General features: G+C 71.1%; 15 protein-coding genes and 1 pseudogene. 5 read left to right on the forward strand and 11 right to left on the reverse strand.

Translation table 11 applies throughout. The features are described from left to right. Position 1 precedes the first annotated feature (1 nt). Both ACZ7LU_RS19025 and ACZ7LU_RS19030 read right to left on the reverse strand, forming a co-directional pair. Positions 2-568, reverse strand: a complete 567-nt coding sequence (locus ACZ7LU_RS19025; RefSeq protein ID WP_471917316.1) for a cysteine hydrolase family protein — start codon at positions 566-568, stop codon at positions 2-4. Next, positions 565-1,749, reverse strand: coding sequence for an alcohol dehydrogenase catalytic domain-containing protein (locus tag ACZ7LU_RS19030; protein WP_468090024.1), 1,185 nt, complete (start codon positions 1,747-1,749; stop codon positions 565-567). Before ACZ7LU_RS19030 ends, ACZ7LU_RS19025 begins: the two co-directional genes overlap by 4 nt. Positions 1,750-1,998: 249 nt before the next feature. Here ACZ7LU_RS19030 and ACZ7LU_RS19035 point away from each other — a divergent pair, with 249 nt between their 5' ends. Further along, a complete protein-coding gene (locus ACZ7LU_RS19035; protein WP_471917317.1) occupies positions 1,999-3,372 on the forward strand; it encodes an NAD(P)/FAD-dependent oxidoreductase in 1,374 nt (457 codons plus the stop codon). A gap of 7 nt (positions 3,373-3,379) precedes the next feature. Here ACZ7LU_RS19035 and ACZ7LU_RS19040 read toward each other — a convergent pair whose 3' ends face one another. Next, positions 3,380-4,009: an alpha-ketoglutarate-dependent dioxygenase AlkB gene (locus tag ACZ7LU_RS19040; RefSeq protein ID WP_471917318.1), complete on the reverse strand. Its 630-nt coding sequence runs from the start codon at positions 4,007-4,009 to the stop codon at positions 3,380-3,382. 194 nt (positions 4,010-4,203) lie between these two features. Continuing rightward, positions 4,204-4,464 carry a GlsB/YeaQ/YmgE family stress response membrane protein gene (locus tag ACZ7LU_RS19045; protein ID WP_398308453.1) on the reverse strand — a complete coding sequence of 87 codons (261 nt, stop codon included), beginning with the start codon at positions 4,462-4,464 and terminating at the stop codon, positions 4,204-4,206. A gap of 193 nt (positions 4,465-4,657) precedes the next feature. Between ACZ7LU_RS19045 and ACZ7LU_RS19050 the strand changes: the two genes are divergently transcribed. The 4 genes and pseudogenes from ACZ7LU_RS19050 to ACZ7LU_RS19065 all read left to right on the forward strand — a co-directional run bounded on the left by ACZ7LU_RS19050 (position 4,658) and on the right by ACZ7LU_RS19065 (position 9,391). After that, positions 4,658-6,703 (forward strand): SpoIIE family protein phosphatase, encoded by a 2,046-nt coding sequence (locus ACZ7LU_RS19050; RefSeq protein WP_468090020.1) that lies wholly within the window; start codon positions 4,658-4,660, stop codon positions 6,701-6,703. Positions 6,704-6,792: 89 nt separating this feature from the next. Further along, the gene (locus ACZ7LU_RS19055) at positions 6,793-7,146 is read left to right on the forward strand and encodes a hypothetical protein (RefSeq protein WP_398308010.1); all 354 of its coding nucleotides are present in this window, start codon (positions 6,793-6,795) and stop codon (positions 7,144-7,146) included. A 159-nt stretch (positions 7,147-7,305) separates the two neighbouring features. Beyond that, positions 7,306-7,904 (forward strand): annotated as a pseudogene (locus tag ACZ7LU_RS19060) (flavodoxin family protein). Between the two features lie 89 nt (positions 7,905-7,993). After that, positions 7,994-9,391 (forward strand): hydrolase, encoded by a 1,398-nt coding sequence (locus tag ACZ7LU_RS19065; protein WP_471917319.1) that lies wholly within the window; start codon positions 7,994-7,996, stop codon positions 9,389-9,391. Positions 9,392-9,405: 14 nt separating this feature from the next. Here the strand turns inward: ACZ7LU_RS19065 and ACZ7LU_RS19070 are convergent, their stop codons facing one another. The 7 genes from ACZ7LU_RS19070 to ACZ7LU_RS19100 form a co-directional block, all read right to left on the reverse strand. Beyond that, positions 9,406-10,041, reverse strand: a complete 636-nt coding sequence (locus ACZ7LU_RS19070) for a helix-turn-helix transcriptional regulator (protein WP_471917763.1) — start codon at positions 10,039-10,041, stop codon at positions 9,406-9,408. A 105-nt stretch (positions 10,042-10,146) separates the two neighbouring features. Further along, on the reverse strand, positions 10,147-10,854 hold the full coding sequence (locus ACZ7LU_RS19075) for an FG-GAP repeat domain-containing protein (RefSeq protein WP_398308002.1): 708 nt from the start codon (positions 10,852-10,854) through the stop codon (positions 10,147-10,149). A 348-nt stretch (positions 10,855-11,202) separates the two neighbouring features. After that, positions 11,203-14,232, reverse strand: coding sequence for a 3-keto-alpha-glucoside-1,2-lyase-like domain-containing protein (locus tag ACZ7LU_RS19080; RefSeq protein WP_471917320.1), 3,030 nt, complete (start codon positions 14,230-14,232; stop codon positions 11,203-11,205). 223 nt (positions 14,233-14,455) lie between these two features. Further along, a complete protein-coding gene (locus ACZ7LU_RS19085; RefSeq protein ID WP_471917321.1) occupies positions 14,456-15,598 on the reverse strand; it encodes a PQQ-dependent sugar dehydrogenase in 1,143 nt (380 codons plus the stop codon). A gap of 159 nt (positions 15,599-15,757) precedes the next feature. Further along, entirely contained in the window at positions 15,758-15,982 is a 225-nt protein-coding gene (locus tag ACZ7LU_RS19090) for a DUF5133 domain-containing protein (protein ID WP_398307996.1), read from the reverse strand. A 97-nt stretch (positions 15,983-16,079) separates the two neighbouring features. Next, a complete protein-coding gene (locus ACZ7LU_RS19095; RefSeq protein ID WP_471917322.1) occupies positions 16,080-16,829 on the reverse strand; it encodes a phosphodiesterase in 750 nt (249 codons plus the stop codon). Then, positions 16,826-17,338 (reverse strand): DUF1360 domain-containing protein, encoded by a 513-nt coding sequence (locus tag ACZ7LU_RS19100; RefSeq protein WP_398307993.1) that lies wholly within the window; start codon positions 17,336-17,338, stop codon positions 16,826-16,828. Before ACZ7LU_RS19100 ends, ACZ7LU_RS19095 begins: the two co-directional genes overlap by 4 nt. Positions 17,339-17,595: the final 257 nt, after the last annotated feature.

Consider the following 17,595-nt stretch of genomic DNA (forward strand, 5'->3'; position numbering starts at 1 on the left):
CTTACGTGGGCCGTTCGGTGAACGTGACCTCGCTGCCGTGGGCGAGGCGGGCTCCGAGGTTGATCCGCATCATCTCCAGGGCGGCCTCGGCGAGATGCGGGTGGATGTGGGCGACCGCGTCGACCACCACCGTCACGTCGAGATGCCGGATGTGGGCGTCAAGCGCGGAGTACAGCACGCACTGCTCGGTCACCTGACCGCACAGCGTCACGTCCTGGACGCCCAGTTGCCACAGGAGATAGGCGAGCGGGGTCTCGTAGAAGATCGAATGGCGGGCCTTCACGACGAACAGCGAGTCGTCGTCCGGCCGGATCGGCTCGACCAGGTCCGCGTGCGGCCCGGCCATGGCGGCGTCGATCAGCTCTCCCTGGTGGGAGCGCCACTGGCCGAAGTTGTCGTTGACGTAGATCACCGGGACGCCGCTCGCGCGGGCCGCCGTCAGCAGCTCCGCGACCACCGGGACGACCTTGCGTGCCGAGGGCAGCAGCAGCTCCGCGTCCCGGTGGTCGTACGTGTTGATCATGTCGATCACGATCAGGGCGCTCTCGGCGCCGTGCTGCTCGGTCATGGCTTCAGGAGTGTCTTGACCATGCCGTCGTCCTTGGCCTGGAAGGTCGCGTAGGCCGCCGGGGCGTCCTGGAGCGGCAGGTGATGCGTGGCGAAGGTGTCGACGCCCAGCGGGTCGTCGTCCGTGAGGTGCGGGCGGATGTCCTCGACCCAGCGCCATACGTTGGCCTGGCCCATGCGCACCTGGAGCTGCTTGTCGAACATGGTCAGCAAGGGCATCGGGCTGGCCGCCCCGCCGTAGACGCCGCTGATCGAGAGGGTGCCGCCGCGCCGGACCGCGTCGATCCCCGCGAGCAGCGCGCCCATGCGGTCGACACCGGCCTTCTCCATCAGGGGGCGGGCGAGCTTGTCGGGCAGCAGCCCGGTCGCCCACTGGGCGGCCTTCGCCACCGGCGCCCCGTGCGCTTCCAGGCCGACCGCGTCGATCACGGCATCCGTGCCGCGCCCCTGGGTGAGTTCGCGGACGGCGTCCCCCAGATCCTTCTCGTGCTGCCGCAGATCGAGGACGGTGACACCGTTGCGCCGGGCGCGTTCGAGCCGCGTGTCCACGAGGTCGACACCGATCACCAGCTCCGCCCCGCGCAGCCGCGCGATGCGCGTGGCCATGTCGCCGATGGGGCCGAGGCCCAGCACGGTGACGCTGCCACCGGGCGGGATGTCGGCGTACTCCACGGCCTGCCAGGCGGTGGGCAGCACATCGGACAGGTAGACGAAACGGTCGTCCGGCGGGCCCTCCGGCACCTTGATGGGCAAGGTGTTGCCGAAGGGAACCCGCAGCAGCTCGGCCTGCCCGCCGGGAACCTGCCCGTAGAGCTTGGTGTAGCCGAACAGGGAGCCGCCGCTGCCCATGGACGTGACCTGGGTCGTCTCGCACTGCGACTGCAGCCCCTGCCGGCACATCCAGCAGGTGTTGCAGGAGACGTTGAACGGAATCACCACGCGGTCGCCTACGGCCAATTCGGTGACGTCGGGGCCCTTCTCCGCGACGACACCCATGGCCTCGTGGCCCAGGATGTCGCCGACGTCGAGAAACGGCCCGAGGACCTCGTAGAGGTGGAGGTCCGAGCCGCAGATGCCGGTCGACGTCACCTGGACGATCACATCGTCCGGTTTCTCGATACGGGGATCGGGGACGTCGTCGACGCGTACGTCGCGTTTGCCTTGCCATGTGAGAGCACGCATGAGGACGTACCTTCCTTGCTGGCTTGCGTCTGGCCGGGTGTGGGCTCCTCCCAGGCTGCCCACACAGTGCGCCGGTCCGCCACATGGGCGAGGACGGCCCGTGACGTGTACCCGAGATCCCCTGCGTAAGACCGGAAGCTCCGAATCCGCCCCGGGGGCGTGCTTCAGTGCGCTCCCCCGGCGGTCTTGAGAACCGTGCCGCCACCCGGTGAAGTGACGTGGACCTGAGCCGAGAGGAATGGGACGGCCATGACCACGAAGCAGCACAGCTCGTCGCCCGAGACCCGCTGGGAGCGGGCTGTCGTCGTCGGCGGGGGGTATGCCGGACTCGTGACCGCGCGGGTCCTGGCCGACCACTTCGCCGAGGTGCTGGTCCTGGAGCGCGACCCGGTGCGTTCGGACACGGGGGTCCACCCCCACGTTCCGCAGGGCTATCACGCGCATGCGCTGCTCGCCCGGGGCGGCGAAGCGCTGGAGAGGCTCTTTCCGGGGCTCCGGGCGGAGCTCGCCGAACTGGGCGCGCCCGTCTTCGACTACGGCGAGCGGATCAACTTCCTGCTGCCGACGGGCTACGCGCCGCGTACCAAGGTCGGCATCCCCGTCCAGACCTTCACGCGCGACGAGCTCGAACGGCGCCTGCGGCAGCGGGTGGCCGCCCTCCCGGCCGTGCGCGTGCTCCCGGCGACCCGCTGCGAGACGGTGACCGCGAGCGCCCCCGGCCGCCTCGACCGGGTCCGTTACCGCACCGAGGGCGACGGCGAGGCCACCGACGTCACCGCCGACCTGGTCGTCGACACCTCGGGCCGCGCCACCTCCGTCGACCGCTGGCTCACCGACGCGGGCCTGCCGGTCTCCGCCAAGACCGTCGTGAAAGCGAAGATCACCTACACCTCCGCGCTCATCGAACGCCCGCCGGACGACCAGCAGGACTTCGACGTCGCCTATCAAATGGCCTTCGCGCCCGACGTCACACGCGGCGGCGTGGTGCTCGCCGTGGAACACCACCGCTGGATGTGCTCACTGCTCGGCGTCGACGAGCACGTGCCGCCCACCGACGACGAGGGCTACCTCGACTTCGCCCACACCCTCGACAACCCCCGCCTCGCCGAACAGATCAAGCGCGGCACCCGACAGGGACCGGTGCACCGCTACACCAACCCCGGCAACGAGTGGCGCCTGCACCACAAGAACGCCCGCTGGCCCGAACGCCTGATCGCCCTCGGCGACGCGCTCTGCGTGTTCAACCCGGTCTACGGCCAAGGACTCACGGTCGCCGCGCTAGAGGCGGAGCTGCTCGGCCGGCTCCTCGCCCGCCACCGGACCGGGCCGTCCGGACTCGCCGGACTCAGCCGCGCCTACCAGCGCGCGGCGGCCCGCGTCATCCAGGTCCCCTGGACCATGGCCACCAGCTCGGACCTCATGTGGGCACCCGGCAGGCAGCCGCTGTCCGCGCGCTTCGCCCACTGGTACAACCAGCAGGTCTTCGCGCTCGCCGTGCACGAGCCGGACGTGTGGGCGCGCTTCGTGCGGGTCCTCAACATGACGGCCCCGCCCACGCTGCTGTTCCGGCCGGCCGTGCTCACCAAGGTGGTGCGCCGCCTGCTCGCCCGCCGTACGAGCTGAGGCGGCTTCAGCGCACCCCGTGCGGCCGGAACTGGATGCTGATGCGCCCGCCGGTCGCCCGGGCCGACTTGGGGACGGCGTGCTCCCAGGTGCGCTGGCAGGAGCCGCCCATCACGATCAGGTCGCCGTGTCCGAGCGGGTGCCGGACGGTCGCGCCGCCGCGGCGCGGGCGGAGCAGCAGGTCCCGGGGCGCTCCCACGGAGAGGATGGCGACCATCGTGTTCTCGCGGGCACCCCGGCCGATGCGGTCGCCGTGCCAGGCCACGCTGTCGCGCCCGTCGCGGTAGTGGCAGAGGCCTGCCGTCGTGAACGCCTCGCCGAGCTCGGCCGCGTAGTGCGCGGAGAGGGCCTGCCTGGCTTCGTCGAGTACGGCGTGGGGGAGCGGCTCCCCGGCGCCGTAGAAGGCGAGGAGGCGCGGTACGTCCACGACCCGCTCGTACATCTCCCGGCGTTCGGCCTTCCACGGGACGTCCGCGGCCAGCCGTTCGAACAGGACGTCGGCGCCGCTGAGCCAGCCCGGCAGCAGGTCGAGCCACGCCCCGTCGCCGAGGATCGTCCTGCGGATGCCGTCCAGGGAGCCCAGGCGCACGTCGTCGCCCTGATCGAAGAGCGATCCCTGGAGCTGGTGCGTTGCCATGCGTCCACTGTACTCGGCAATCGAACGCTTGAGCTAATAGGTGGTCGGGCAACCCGCCACGGAAAGCGTGCTGAGGCAACCCACCTCGGAAAGCGTGCTGAGGCAACCCACCGCGGAAAGCGCGGGAGCGCGCACCCCGCGAGGGTGCGCGCTCCCGATGAGTGCGGCCACAGTGCGGCCGCGGTACGGCCATGTCACCGCTTGCCCGTGAACATGCGGTAGGCGAACAGGACGATCACGGAGCCCACGATGGCGGCGATCCAGGTCGACAGGTGGAAGAAGCCGTTGATCGAGTGGACGCCGAAGATCACCTTGCCCAGCCAGCCACCCAGCAGGCCGCCCACGATGCCGATCAACATGGTCACCAGGCAGCCTCCCGGGTCCTTGCCGGGAGTGAGGGCCTTGGCGATGGCCCCGGCGATGAGACCGATCAGGATCCAGGCGATGATGCCCACGAGCACGTTCCTTTCCTTGTGCGCAGGTCGGCGCTGGAGTGCCAGCCCGACGTCACACATCGAATGTCCCTTCGAGAGCGGCTCACACAGGACCAAGGTCCCGTTTGGCGGAGGACGAAAGGCCGGACCGGATTCCGGCGGGCGAGTGGCGCACCCGGCGCATAGGGTGGCCGAGCGGCATACGGAGACAGCCATGACGTCAGCCAAGAAGCCACCCGTCGAGCCGGCCCAGCGCCTGCTCCTGACCGGTGTGGGCAGCTTCGACTGGGACCTGGTGAGCGGCGAGCTCAGCCTCGACGCCGGGTCCCTCGCGGTGCTCGACCTGCGGCCCGACGAATTCAACGGCTTCGTGACCTCACTGCAGAAGCGCATTCCGCCCGAGGAGGCCGTGCGCATCAACTACGCGGTGACCCGGGCCGTCACCGCCGGCGAGGACAGGTACGGCGTCTACTTCCGGGCCCGGCACCGCGACGGCTCCATCCACCTCAGCCACGCACGCGGCCGCATCCTGCGCGACGACGAAGGCCGGGCCGTGCGCGTCCTCGGAGTCCTGCGGACGGCCGAGGACGACGGGGCGGAACTCGCCGCCATCGACCCCAGGGAGGAGCGGCGCCAGGGCATCGCCCTGATGGTGCAGGGCACCACGGAGGCGCTCTCGCGGGCCGTCACGGTCGACGACGTGGTCGCCGTGCTGTCCGGCGCCAGCGGCCTGGACCGGTTCGCCGCCGACGGCCTCGTCCTCGGCCTCGTCGAGGGCGACAACCTGAAGCTGATCGCCCTGGTGGGCCAGACGATGCAGGCCCTCGACGAGCTCAAGCTGTACAAGTTCGACCAGTCGCTGCCGCTGGCCGAGGCCGTCATGACCCGGCGGCCCCGCTTCGTGGGCTCGCTGCCCGATCTCGCCCGGCGCCTCACCCACCTGCGGCCGTACGTGGAGCACATGAAACTGGACTCGGCGGCGTTCCTGCCGCTGGTCGCGCAGGACCGCGCCATCGGCGGCCTCGCACTCTTCTACCGCGGCAGGAAGGACTTCACCGACGCCGACCGCAACCTCTGCATCGGCCTCTCAGGAATCGTCGCCCAGTCGCTGCAGCGTGCCATGCTCTTCGACGAGGAACGCGACCTCGCCAAGAGCCTCCAGGCCACGATGCTGCCGCGCGGGATCCCCGCCGTCCCGGACTCCGAGGTCGCCGTCCGCTACCACGCCGCCTGGGGCGGCCGCGAGGTCGGCGGCGACTTCTACGACGTCGTCACCCTGCCCCGGGGCCGGATCGGCCTGGTCGTCGGAGACGTCCAGGGACACGACACCCACGCCGCGGCCATCATGGGACAGCTGCGCATCGCCCTGCGCGCCTTCGCCGGCGAGGGACACCCGCCCGGCACCGTGCTCTCCCGCGCCTCCCGCTTCCTGGCCGAGCTGGACACCGAGCGGTTCGCCACCTGCACCTACGCCCAGTTCGACCCCGCCACCGGCATCGCGCGCGCCGTGCGGGCCGGACATCTGCCGCCCCTCGTGCGGCACGTGGACGGCAGGGTGGGCGTGCCGCGCGTCGCCGGCGGACTGCCGCTGGGCCTGGCCACCGACTTCGGCATGGAGGACTACCCCGAGGTGCGGCTCGACCTGGTGCCCGGCGAGACCATGGTGCTCTGCACGGACGGACTCGTCGAGGACGCGGGACTCGACCTCGACACCGGCATCAGGAACCTCGCCGACGAGATGCGCGCGGGCCCCGAGGGGGCCGAGGACCTGGCGGACCACCTCTCGCACGCCCTGTGGGAGCGATGGGGCACCGGCGACGACGTGGCGCTCCTGGTCCTGCGCCGGCTCCCCGACCCCGGCACACCCCAGGAACCCCGCATCCACCGGTACGTCCACCAGGCCGACCCGGAAGGACTCACCGACGCGCGCGCCGCGCTGCGCGAACACCTCGCGGCGTGGGGCTTCGGCGCCGTCGCCGACGACGTCGAGGTGGCGGCCGGCGAACTCCTCGTCAACGCCCTGGTCCACACCGACGCGGGCGCCATCCTCACGCTGGAGGTCCTCTCCGGCCCGCCGCGCCGCGTCCGCCTCTCGGTGGGCGACCGTTCCAGCGACCGCCCCCGCAGGAGATCCCCGGGCGAGACCGCCACCTCCGGGCGCGGCCTGCTGCTGGTGGAGGCGGTCGCGGCACGCTGGGGAGTCGAGCCGCGAGGCGAGGGCAAAGCCGTCTGGTGCGACTTCACCGCGCCCGAGAGCTGAGAGCCCGCGCCATGACCCCGGCCGGCGGACCGACGAAGCCGGGTCCGCGGTCCCCGCCCGCCAACTCTCGTGCGTCTAGGCTTCGCCGTATGGAGCAGCGCGAGATCATTCAACGAGTCGTCGGCATCCTCACCGAGTCGCTCGAGATGCGCCGGCAGGTACGCGAGAACCCGGACGGAGAGATCGAGAACAGCGGCGCGGTCGGTGCGATGCTCGAGGAGATGCTGCCGCGCATCGAACTCCCCGCCGAAGCCACCCCCATCGAGGTCGCCGCGGTGGTGGGCCAGGAGCTGGGGCCCGTCATCGAACAGATCACGTCCGCCTTCGCCTTCTCCTTCGCACAGCTCGCCGAGGTCCACGACGAGGGACGCATGGACGTGACCTCCGCGGACGTGCTGAGGTCCATCGCCCTGCACTTCGAGAGCGAGGAAGCGGAGGAGTAGGAGGCCCACGTCGGCACCCGGCCCCGTCGGCGCGCATCACGGGGTCGGTCCCGGGTACGCGGGGTGGTCTCCGCCCCCGGCGGCCACCTGGCGGCACCGCCGGTCCTGTGCGCAGCCTGGTGGCGGACCCTCTGAAGTCACTTCACAGAAGGAAATGCGATGCGCGCCCTCTCTCTGGTCTGCACCCTCAACGCGTCCCCGGCACCCTCCAGCAGCCAGCTGCTCTCGGACCAGGTGCTGCGCGAGCTCGAAAAGCTCGACGTCACCACCGAGACCGTCCGCGTGGCCGATCACCAGGTGCTCCCCGGCGTCGCCATCGACATGGGCGGCGACGACGCCTGGCCGGCGCTGGGGAGAAGGTCCTGCAGGCCGACATCCTCCTGATCGCCACACCCATCTGGCTTGGCCACCCCTCCAGCATCTGCCAGCGCGTCCTCGAACGGCTCAACGCCGAGTCGTCGGAGACCGACGAGCAGGGGCGCCCCTTCACCTACGGGAAGGTCGCCGTGGTCGCCGTCGTCGGCAACGAGGACGGCGCTCACAAGGTCAGCGCCGACACGTTCCAGGGGCTCAACGACATCGGCTTCTCCCTGGCCCCCAACGCCGTCACGTACTGGGTCGGTGAGGCACAGCACGGCACCGACTACCAGGACCTCGAAGCCACCCCTGACGAGGTCGCCGAGACCACCCGCACACTCGCGGCCAACGCGGTCCACCTCGCCGGCCTGCTCAACGACCACCCCTACCCGGCGGTCTGACGAGCGCACGCACGCGCGTGCCTGTTCGGGCAACCGGATCTGCCCGGCGGGCTCCTGACAGACGGCGCGGGCTTTCCTAGCGTCGTGACGTGAGCCTTTGGACCTCCCTGGAACCCGCCTCCACGACCGTCGACCCCGGCGGCAGCACCACGGTGCTGCTGCGCGTGCGCAACACCGGTGACATCGTCGACGCCTACCGCTTCGAACCGGTCGGTGACGCCGCCGCCTGGACCACGGTGGAGCCGCCGTTGCTGCGGCTCTACCCGGGGACGACCGGCACGGTGGAGCTGACGTTCGCCCCGCCGCGGACCCCGGACGCGACCGCGGGGCCGATCCCGTACGCGGTACGGATCACGCCGACGGAACAGCGGGGCGCCGTCACCGTCCCCGAGGGGAACCTCACCGTCACGCCCTTCACCGAGGTGCGCGCCGAGCTGGTGCCGCCGACGGTGAAGGGGTGGTTCCGGGGGCGGCCGCAGCTGGCGGTGGACAACCTCGGCAACACCAGGGTCACCGCGTCGCTCAGCGGCGGTGACAGCGGCGACCGGCTGACGTACGACCTGGACCCCGGCAACGTCCAGATCGAGCCGGGCAGGGCCGCGTTCGTGAAGGCGACGCTGCGGCCCCAGCAGATCATCTGGTTCGGCGCCAAGCAGGAGCAGCCCTACGCGCTGGCCGTGCGGCGCTCCGGCGCCGAGCCGGTGGACGTGGCGGGCACCTTCGTGCAGCGCGGGGTCCTGCCGGGCTGGCTGGCCGCCGCCCTCGGCCTGCTCCTCGCGGTGGCGATCGCGTTCGTGACGATCTGGCTGACGTACCGGCCGCAGATGCAGACCGCGGCGCGGGAGAAGCCGCAGGAGGCAGGCAAGGTCGAGCCGGCCGGCCCGCCCCCGCCGGCCAGCAGCGCGCCGTCCCCGCCGGCCGAGAAGCCGGAGGAGCCCGCGGAGAAGCCCGACAAGGAACCACCGGCGGAACCGGAGGGCGGCGGCGGAGACGGCGGCGGCGGTGGCGGAGAGGAAGAGCCGGAGGAGGAGACGGCGGCCACCGCGGTGCGCGACCTCGCCGGCAGCAGCGAGGGCCGCCACATCTGCTACCGCGTCTTCGTCCAGGGCGAAGGCTGGCAGACCCCGGTGTGCGACGGAGCCGAGGCCGGCACGGCGGGCACGGCCATCAAGGCCCTCGACATCGCCGTCTCCGACACCCAGGGCGTCACCGGCGCCGGTGCCTATGTGGGGGAGGGCTGGCGGAACGGCGACCAGTGGGAGAACGCGGACGACGAGGAGGACATGGTCCTCGGCAGCACCGAGGAGGCGGACCCCGCCCTGCAGGGATTCACCCTCAAGGTCTTCGACGGCGCCGTGTGCCACGACACCTACATCAAGGACCGGCAGTGGACGGGCGAGACGTGCACCGACCCCGGCGACTGGAAGTACGGCGGCAGCCCGATGGAGGAGAACCTCCAGCTCGAATCGGTCCGCTTCACCGTATGAGAGCGGGGCGGCCCTCAGATGTAGCCCTCGCGCAGCGCGTACGCCACCACGTGGGCCCGGTTGCGCAGGTGCAGGCGGGTGGTGAGGCCGTACATCACGTTCTTGACGGTCCGTTCGGAGTACGACAGCTTCAGGGCGATCTGCGCGGTGTCGAGTCCCTCGGCCACCAGCCGCACCACGTCCATCTCGCGCTTGGTGAAGCCCGCGAAGAAGCCCGGCTCGTCGGCGCCGCCCCGGTGCAGGCGCCGCACCTGGCCGATCAGCTGGCCCAGCAGATCGGCGGGCAGGTCGCCGCCTCCACGGGCGGCGGTGAGCACCGCCTGCACCAGGCGCTGGGCGGTCGCCTCGCGGCGCCAGACGACGGCTTTGACACCGCACTCGATGACATCGATGAGCTCGTGCTCACGGACGGCACCCGTGACGAGCACGGCACGCGCGCCCTCGCCGCGCACGGTGCGTCTCAGCCGGGCGAGCGCCGCATCGTCGAGGGTGTCCTCGACGAGCAGGGCGACGGTGGCGGGCCCGGAGCTCTCGCACAGTTCGACCTCCGGGTGCCGGCGCAGCTGGCTGCGGACTCCCTCGCGGCTGATCGGGTCGGGTGCGGTGACGGCGACCCGCACCCGGTTCGTCTTCGGAGCGGTGACGGGTATGTCGGTGGCCGGCGTGTCGGCGACTGGCGTGGACAAGGGATCTTCCTCACGTGGGCGGAGGGCGCCGCCGGTGGACGGAGGACCGGCGGCGCCCGAGGGGGTGGATCAGGAGCAGGACTTGTAGAAGTGCTTCCAGCCGCCGCTGGGCATGGCCGGCGGCTCGGCCGGAGTGCCCCAGTCGCCGTACTTCTGCTCGTGGTCCTGGTTGTACTTGCCAGGGCCACTGGCCGCCTTCGACAGGCGCACGTTCCGCTCGAGGACGCCGTCACCGGCGTAGTTCAGGATCGCGAGGTCCGGGTAGGCGTCGTCGCCGTAGTTGGCGACGCGGAGCTGGCGGGCCTCGCCGGCCTCACCGATGTCCAGGTGCCGGGCGCGCGCGGAGGCCAGGTTCGCGCGCTTGAGCGGGCCCGGGCGGTAGTCGGCGACGCGGGCCGTCGCCGGGTCGTCCCCGCCGGACGGCTCGACGATGTTGACGACCATGTCCAGCTTGCCGTCGTTCTGGAAGTCGGCGACCGCGGCGGTGGCGACCTCGCCGGGCTTGGCGCCGAGCAGCTTGCCGACGGAGTGCTTCACACCGAACGTGCCGTCGGCGGCCCCCCACTGCACCGTCATCTTGGTGCCGGTGTGCCCCGGATTCGTGATCTTGTCCGGACGGCCGTCGCCGTCGAGGTCGCCGACCAGCGTCGTGGCACCGGCCAGACACGGGGCCGCCGCCGACACCTCGGCCGCGCCGGCCTGGTGACCGGCGAGCGTCAGGGTCAGGGCGACGGCCGCGACCGGCACGGCGATCAGACGTGAGTGCTTGCGAACCATGTACGTACTCCCCATGTCGTTGCTGCGGATCAGTGCTCGGCAACCGGGCCGTGGATGCGCGGCCGGTGAGCACGGATCCACCCTGCGGCGGGAGCCGTCCCGACCGCCACGGTTGCCGGGAAGTTGGGGACGCTGGAATGCAGAAACATGCTGTGACCTGGGGGAACGCAGGTTGCCTGGAACGCGAGGGTGGGACGCTCCGGTGCGCGCATGCGTGAAGATTGCGAATCGGGGGACTTGGCGCACAGGGCTGGTTCAGCGGCGTTCCCCCGGGGGGCCGCTCCGGCCCAGGTTTCCCTGGTTCGGCCAAGAGCCGGGGAAGCCGCCCCCTCACCGGGCCAGGCTCGGTCAGGACAGCGGCTCCACCCACACGTCGCGGAACCGGACCTTGTTGCCGTGGTCCTGCAGCCGGATGGCGCCTGCCGCCGCCGACTCCGGGTCGCCCCCGCCGGTCGGGCCGTCGACGGCCACGTCGTCGTGGACCTTCTCGCCGTTCCAGACCACCGTGACCCGCGCGTCCGACGTCTTCTTGCCGTCCGCGTCGAAGCGGGCGGCACGGAACGTGACGTCGTACGTCTGCCAGTTCTCCGGCGGTTTCGAGGCGTTGAGGTCGGCGGCCTTCTTCTGGTAGATCGCCCCCGCCTCGTTGTCCGCGAGCTTCGGGACGCCGTACGAGTCCAGGATTTGCACCTCGTACCGGTCCTGGAGGTAGACACCGCTGTTGCCGCGGTCCTGCCCTGTGACGTCGTCCGGGAGCTTCGGCACCCGGAACTCGACGTGCAGCCTGAAGTCCTCGAAGTGCTGTTTCGTGCGCAGGTCGCCGCAGCAGACCTCCATGGACTTCTCGGCGGTGTGCGGCCATTCGGCGCTGCGGCCGTCGGTGTGCTGCCAGGCCGACGCGACGCTGCCGCCGGAGAAGAGGTCGATCCGCGCCCCGGGGCGCCGGATCTCGACCGCGTCGAGGTTGACGTGCCCGGTGTCCCCGGCCCCCACCCCGTAGGTCATGGTGTTGCGGCCTTTGCGCAGTTCGAGGCGTTCCGTCCTGGTGGACCAGCGGTCCCATGTGCCGGTCGACGGCAGGCTGGTCCGCTCGGCGGGGGCGCCGTTGACGCTGACGCCGACCGTCTTGGTGCCGGGGGAGGGGTGCGGGCCGTTGGCGTACCGCAGACCGACGTCGTACGTGCCCTTCTTCGCCACCTCGACGTCGAAGGTCGCCTTCGCGCCCTGCTCACCGAAGCCGTCGACGAAGCCCGCGCCCGTGAAGCCGGCGTGCTCGGTGTCGATGCCCGCGCTGCCGGACAGCCGCGCCGATTCGGCGTCGTACGTGGTGACGGGCTCGTCCGGGCCCGGCTTGGCGTTGAGGGTGTACCAGGCCTCGGTGGACCAGAGCTGCTCACCCGACGACGCGGAGAACGGGCGCGGCGAGCGGACGTGGACGACGCGGTCGCTCCTGAGCCCCGGGATGGTGAGCCGCACCTTGCGCCGGTCGTCGGAGAGCTTCGCCGAGGTGACGGGCAGTACTTCCTCGTCGATCTTCGGGCCGCCGTAGGCGGGCGTCGGCGCGTAGCGCCACTGCTCGACGGCGTACGCGCCCTTGGTCAGCTTGGCCGCGGTCTCCTCGGACAGGGGCTTGGTGTAGGCGAGTTCGAAGCCGTCGCGGGTCGCCCGCATCGTCTTGATGTCGAAGGCGGTCGTGCCGTTCGGCGTCAGTTTCTGCAGGCCGAAGCGGAGCTTGCCCTCCTGGCCCCAGTTGCCGTCGGCGCCGAGCCCGCCGGTGTAGATCGCGCCGTCGGGGCCCTCACTGATCCGGGTGATGCCGGACTCCAGCCCCTGCGTGTGCCGGAACACCGCGCCCTGGTACTCGCCCTTCACCTTCTCCAGGTCCGCTCGCTGCAGTCCGCCGTACGTGACGTCACCGAAGACCAGCTGCCCGGCGAACGGCCCCTTCTCCAGCCGCATGGGCGTGCTGGGCGAGTTGGCGATCTCGTTCTGCGGGAGCCACAGCACCGGCTTGGTGACGGGCCGGTCGTCGTAGGGCCCGTCGGGGTTCATGTAGTGGTTGAAGAACCGGCCCTGCTTGATGTGCACCAGCTTGGACGCGGGGAGCCAGCCGCCCTGGTTGTCCGTGACGAACAGGTCGCCTTCCGGGCCGCGCCCGATCCCGTTCGGCGTGCGCAGGCCGCCGGCGAGGTAGGTGACCTTGCCCGTCTTCCGGTTGACCTTGATGGTCGTGCCGCGGTTCGGGGCGGGCTGCGGGTCGGTGGTCGCGCCGCCGTAGTCGATGGCGACGGAGAGGTTCAGATGGAAGTCGCCCTTGTCGTAGAGCAGACCGAAGGCGAACTCGTGGAAGTTCTTGCCGTACGGCCACTCGGCGATCTTCCGCTTGTCGTCGGTGACGTCGTCGCCGTTCGTGTCGTTCAACTCGGTCAGCTGGTGCTTCTCCGACACATACAGCTTCCCGTCCACGTACTTGATGCCCATCGGCTCCCTGAGCCCGTCGGCGATCTTCTTGTACGTGACCTTCTCGGGCCCGGTGTCGCCGGTGACGTGGTCGAGCAGGTACACCTCGCCCTTCGTCTCGTTGCTCCCGCCCCACGTGGAGATCGCGAGCCGGCCGTCGGGCAGCCAGTCCATCGCGGACACCTGCGGCTCGAAGCCCTTCGGGCGCAGGTCGGTCAGCTCGTAGCCGGGGTTGACCCCGGTGAGCGGCAGACCGTCGCCGGGCGTGTCGTACGTCCCCTCGCACTCCTTGCGGCCGGGCGCCGTGACCCGGACGACGTCGGCGTCCGTGCTGAGCACCGAGTTCGGCACGACGGTGAACTCACTCGCCCCTGGCGGCTTCCACTGGAGGGTGACCTGCTGCTCGCCGCCCGCGTCGAAGTGGTCGACGCGCAGCGACTGGTATCCGGCGTTGAGCGTGATCCGGCCGTCCTTGGGCTCGGCGCCGTGCAGCCCGTCGTGGTCGATGACCTGCTGGCCGCCGAGGAAGAGCCGTGAGCCGTCGTCGCTGATCAACCGGAAGTCGTACGCGCCCGCCTCGGGCACGTTCAGATTGCCGATGATCTGCGACACGAAGTTGTTGCTGAACCCGAAGCCGTCCGTGGAGGTCCAGTCGGCGGTCGGAATCAGCTTGTCGACATTGGGGGTCTGTGCGGGCTTGAGGTCGCACAGCTTCTTCAACGGGGTCTGGACGTCGAACACCCGCAGGGTGACGCCGGGTTCCTGCGGCGGCAGATCCGCGAAGGGCCGCGGGTCGTCGTCCGCGGCCGCGGCGGGCGTCAGCAGGCCGCCGCCGAGAAGGGCGGTGAGCAGCAGGCCGGTGGATCTTCGGGCCCTGCGGCGGGTGCGGCCGGATATCGGTCCGGGGCGTGGCTTCACTCTTCCTCCTGCGTGGTTCCGGTGGAATCCGGCATGGGTTACGCAGATTTCTGTGGCAAAGCGACGCTCAGCGTAGGGACGGTGTCCGAGGACGTCCACACTTTGTCCAGAGAAAGGAAAAACTGCTCACGCCTTGGCATGCCCGCGCTCGACGGGCCGGCAGTGGGGCGGGCGCCGGCCCGCCCCGGACCACCGGCACTTCTCGGCCAAGGGGCGGTGACCCCTACGCGGGGTCCAGGCGGGCGACGCTGCCGCCGATGTCGAGCACGTACAGCTCACCCTTGCCGCCCTGCACGAAGGAGACGACCTCGCCGCCGTTGACGCCGAGGTCACTAACGCCGGTGACCTTGCCGTGCTCCATGCGCAGCGCGCGCAGGGTGCCGTCGCAGTAGTCGCTGAAGACGTACTGACCCCTGAGGGCCGGGATCGCGCGGCCCCGGTACACGTATCCGCCGGTCACCGAGCAGCCGAGGCCACCGCGGCCGTATTCGTACACCGGCGGGACGTGGTTCGCGGGCTCGGTGGCGCCGCGGAAGGGGTGGGTGCCCTCCATCCGCGCCCAGCCGTAGTTCTCGCCGCCGTCGCTGTTCGCGGGGGCCCAGTCGATCTCCTCCCAGTCGCTCTGGCCGACGTCGCCGATCAGCAGGTCGCCCGTGCCCGAGTCGAAGGAGAACCGCCATGGATTGCGCAGCCCGTACGCCCAGATCTCGTCCTTGGCTTTCGGGTCGCCGACGAACGGGTTGTCCGCCGGGATCGCGTACGGCTTGCCGCCGCGCGGGTCGATCCGCAGCAGCTTGCCCAGCAGGGTGTCGAGGTTCTGTCCGTTGCCGTGCGGATCACCGCCCGAGCCGCCGTCGCCCAGGGCGATGTAGAGGTAGCCGTCCGGGCCGAACTTGATGTCGCCGCCGTTGTGGTTCGCGTAGGGCTGCGTCTGGGTGATGACGGTGCGCCGGGTCTCGGGCCGGATCCTGCCGTGCCGCACGGCGAACTCGTCGACCGTGCTGGTGCCTTCGAGGTCCGTGTACGAGATGTAGAAGTGCGCGAACTTGTTGTCGAACGCGATGCCCAGCAGGCCGCGTTCGCCGTCGGTGGTGGTCTCGTCGGAGATGTCGAGGACGGGCTTGCCGAGTCCCTGGGGGCCCAGGACCCTTACGGTGCCCGCGCGTTCGGCTATCCAGACCGTGCCGCCGGGCCCTGCGGCACCGGCGGACGGATTCTTGGCCATGGCCACCTTCTTGAGCGCGACCTTGGCTGCTGCTTTCCGGTGCGGCGTGGCGGACTCGTCCGCGGACGCCGTGGTGAAGGCGAGGGAGACGACGAGGCAGAGGCTGCCGATGACTGCCGAGCTTCTGGTGCGAACGTTCACCGTGATCCTCCTGGAGGCGGCGAATGGGGGGAGGTCACCATGGTGTGCTGGCCGGCCACGGATGAGAATACTGGGACGGGCCCCATTGGCGTAGACCAAGGCGCCCTGCATTTTCATCCGCCTCTCCCTCCCCCTCACGCCCGTTCGCGCGACAGCGGGTCAGGCGGGCACAAGAGGCTCGCTTCCCGCGCCGACCCGGCGCAGCCGGAAGCGGGCGACGGCGAGGGCGGCGTCGATGCTTCCGGTTCCGGTCGACACGCACAGCGAATAGGCGACGTCGTCCATCCGCCGCCGCGCCTCCGCGCTGCCCGTCCGGGTGTGCAGGGTGCGCAGCTCCTCGTACTGCTCGAGCAGGTTCTTCAGGACGAGATGGGCCATGAGCATGGGTCGTTCTCCCTCATATCCGCTGCTTGCAGGGGGTGCGCGGCCTCTTGTGTCCCGGGCCTGGACCGGCATTCCTCTGCATGGCGGATATTTCGCGTCATGGCTGTCCGGGGTCGCCCGCCTGTCGTCCGCGCCTGGACGCGGCATAGGCGGCTTCCCGCAGTGCGCCGAACCGGGCCGTGGGGCGCAGCTGTGCCAGCCGGTTCACGTACGGGTCGTACGAAGCGGTGTCCGCGGGCGGCGCACTGTGCACGGACCCGGTGGTGATCGTGCCCAGAACGCGCCACGCCTGTCCCGACAGCGCCGCACACAGGTGGAACGTCAGCGGAGCCGTCCGGAGTGCCGTGCGCAGTGACGCGACGCCGCCGGGCACGAGCGGCGAGGTCACGTCGGGATGGGCGGCGAGCAGCGCCTCGCGGGTGCCGACGCGGTAGGAGAGCAGCGTGGAGTACGGCCCCGCCAGCGCGTTGAGCCGCGGCACCGGCACATGCCTGGTGCGGCGGCCCGAGCCGCTGGTGGTCAGGAGCAGATCCAGCGGTCTGCCGGGGCCTCCCGCGTCGTACACCCGCAGCGCGAGCCCGAGCGCGTCCGGCACGTTCCCCGGCAGGCCGACGGCCCGCGACCACCGCATTCTGAGCCGGTACTCACCGGGTTCGTCGAGCCACGGCTCACCCCAGGGGAGATCGCCCGGCCGGACGGTGAGCACGCCGTCGCAGCTGACGCCGGAGGGGTGCAGGGCGGGCGCGTGGCGGCGGCGCGCGATGCCCCGTGCCGCGCGGGCGGCGAGACGGACGCCCAGGGGTTCCCGCGCATCGGAGCCGGTCGCCTCGTGGTGCACGGCGCTCACTCGCCGTTCTTCTGCACCAGGCAGTCGTATCCCAGCTGCATGACGTCGGCGACGGCCAGGGTGGAGAGGCCGCCCGTCACGGTCCGCGTGGCACGCGGCCACAGCAGGTGGGCGCCGGTGACGGTGGTCGTCAGCCAGACGCTCAGGCAGAAGGGGCAGGTGACGAGTTCGCCCACGGTCGACCTGAGGTCTCCGCCGCGCGGGCTCTCCTTCACCTCGGCGGGGCCGGTGCCCTCCTCGTACTTCGTGAACGGCGCGCGGAGGGGGCTGGTGACCGATCCCTTGCTGAGCAGTCGGCTGAGCCGGAAGGTGGCCGTCGCCGCGAGCAGGAGGTCCCAGGGCTCGGGGCGTTCGGGGAGCTTGGTCTTCCGCAGGTGTACGGCCGCGCCCCAGGCCGCCGTGTACGCGCCGAAGGCGACCACGGCGCCGAGGTGACCGCCGAGCCGGTGTTCCTCCCCGCCGGAGTAGGCGCTCCGCGCGCGCCGGAAGGCTCCCCTGATCCGCTGCACGCCAGTGCCTTCCTTACGAGAGTCCTGAAACACCGTGTCCTCCACTCAAGCGCGTCGGCGGCCTTCGCGCCTCAGGGACGGGGCCGCCCAGGCGACAGGTAACCCGTCGCCGCCGACGGAAACGGAGACCGACGGTCTCGTTCGCGTGGTCCGACGTCCGGACGGCCGAACCCCGTGCGGCCGGCGCGGCGCCCCGGCCGCATGTGTGTGATCGTGGACGGGGCGGGGTACTTGGGCTCAACCATCCAGCCCGCACG

The sequence above is a fragment of the Streptomyces sp. NPDC039462 genome, from assembly GCF_055639375.1.

What these genes read in the sequence shown, in the direction of transcription:
- ACZ7LU_RS19025 (WP_471917316.1), bottom strand. Translation starts at nt 568, where the DNA reads ATGACCGAGCAGCACGGCGCCGAGAGCGCCCTGATCGTGATCGACATG.
- ACZ7LU_RS19030 (WP_468090024.1), bottom strand. Translation starts at nt 1,749, where the DNA reads ATGCGTGCTCTCACATGGCAAGGCAAACGCGACGTACGCGTCGACGAC.
- ACZ7LU_RS19040 (WP_471917318.1), bottom strand. Translation starts at nt 4,009, where the DNA reads ATGGCAACGCACCAGCTCCAGGGATCGCTCTTCGATCAGGGCGACGAC.
- ACZ7LU_RS19035 (WP_471917317.1), top strand. Translation starts at nt 1,999, where the DNA reads ATGACCACGAAGCAGCACAGCTCGTCGCCCGAGACCCGCTGGGAGCGG.
- ACZ7LU_RS19090 (WP_398307996.1), bottom strand. Translation starts at nt 15,982, where the DNA reads ATGCTCATGGCCCATCTCGTCCTGAAGAACCTGCTCGAGCAGTACGAG.
- ACZ7LU_RS19075 (WP_398308002.1), bottom strand. Translation starts at nt 10,854, where the DNA reads ATGGTTCGCAAGCACTCACGTCTGATCGCCGTGCCGGTCGCGGCCGTC.
- ACZ7LU_RS19055 (WP_398308010.1), top strand. Translation starts at nt 6,793, where the DNA reads ATGGAGCAGCGCGAGATCATTCAACGAGTCGTCGGCATCCTCACCGAG.
- ACZ7LU_RS19050 (WP_468090020.1), top strand. Translation starts at nt 4,658, where the DNA reads ATGACGTCAGCCAAGAAGCCACCCGTCGAGCCGGCCCAGCGCCTGCTC.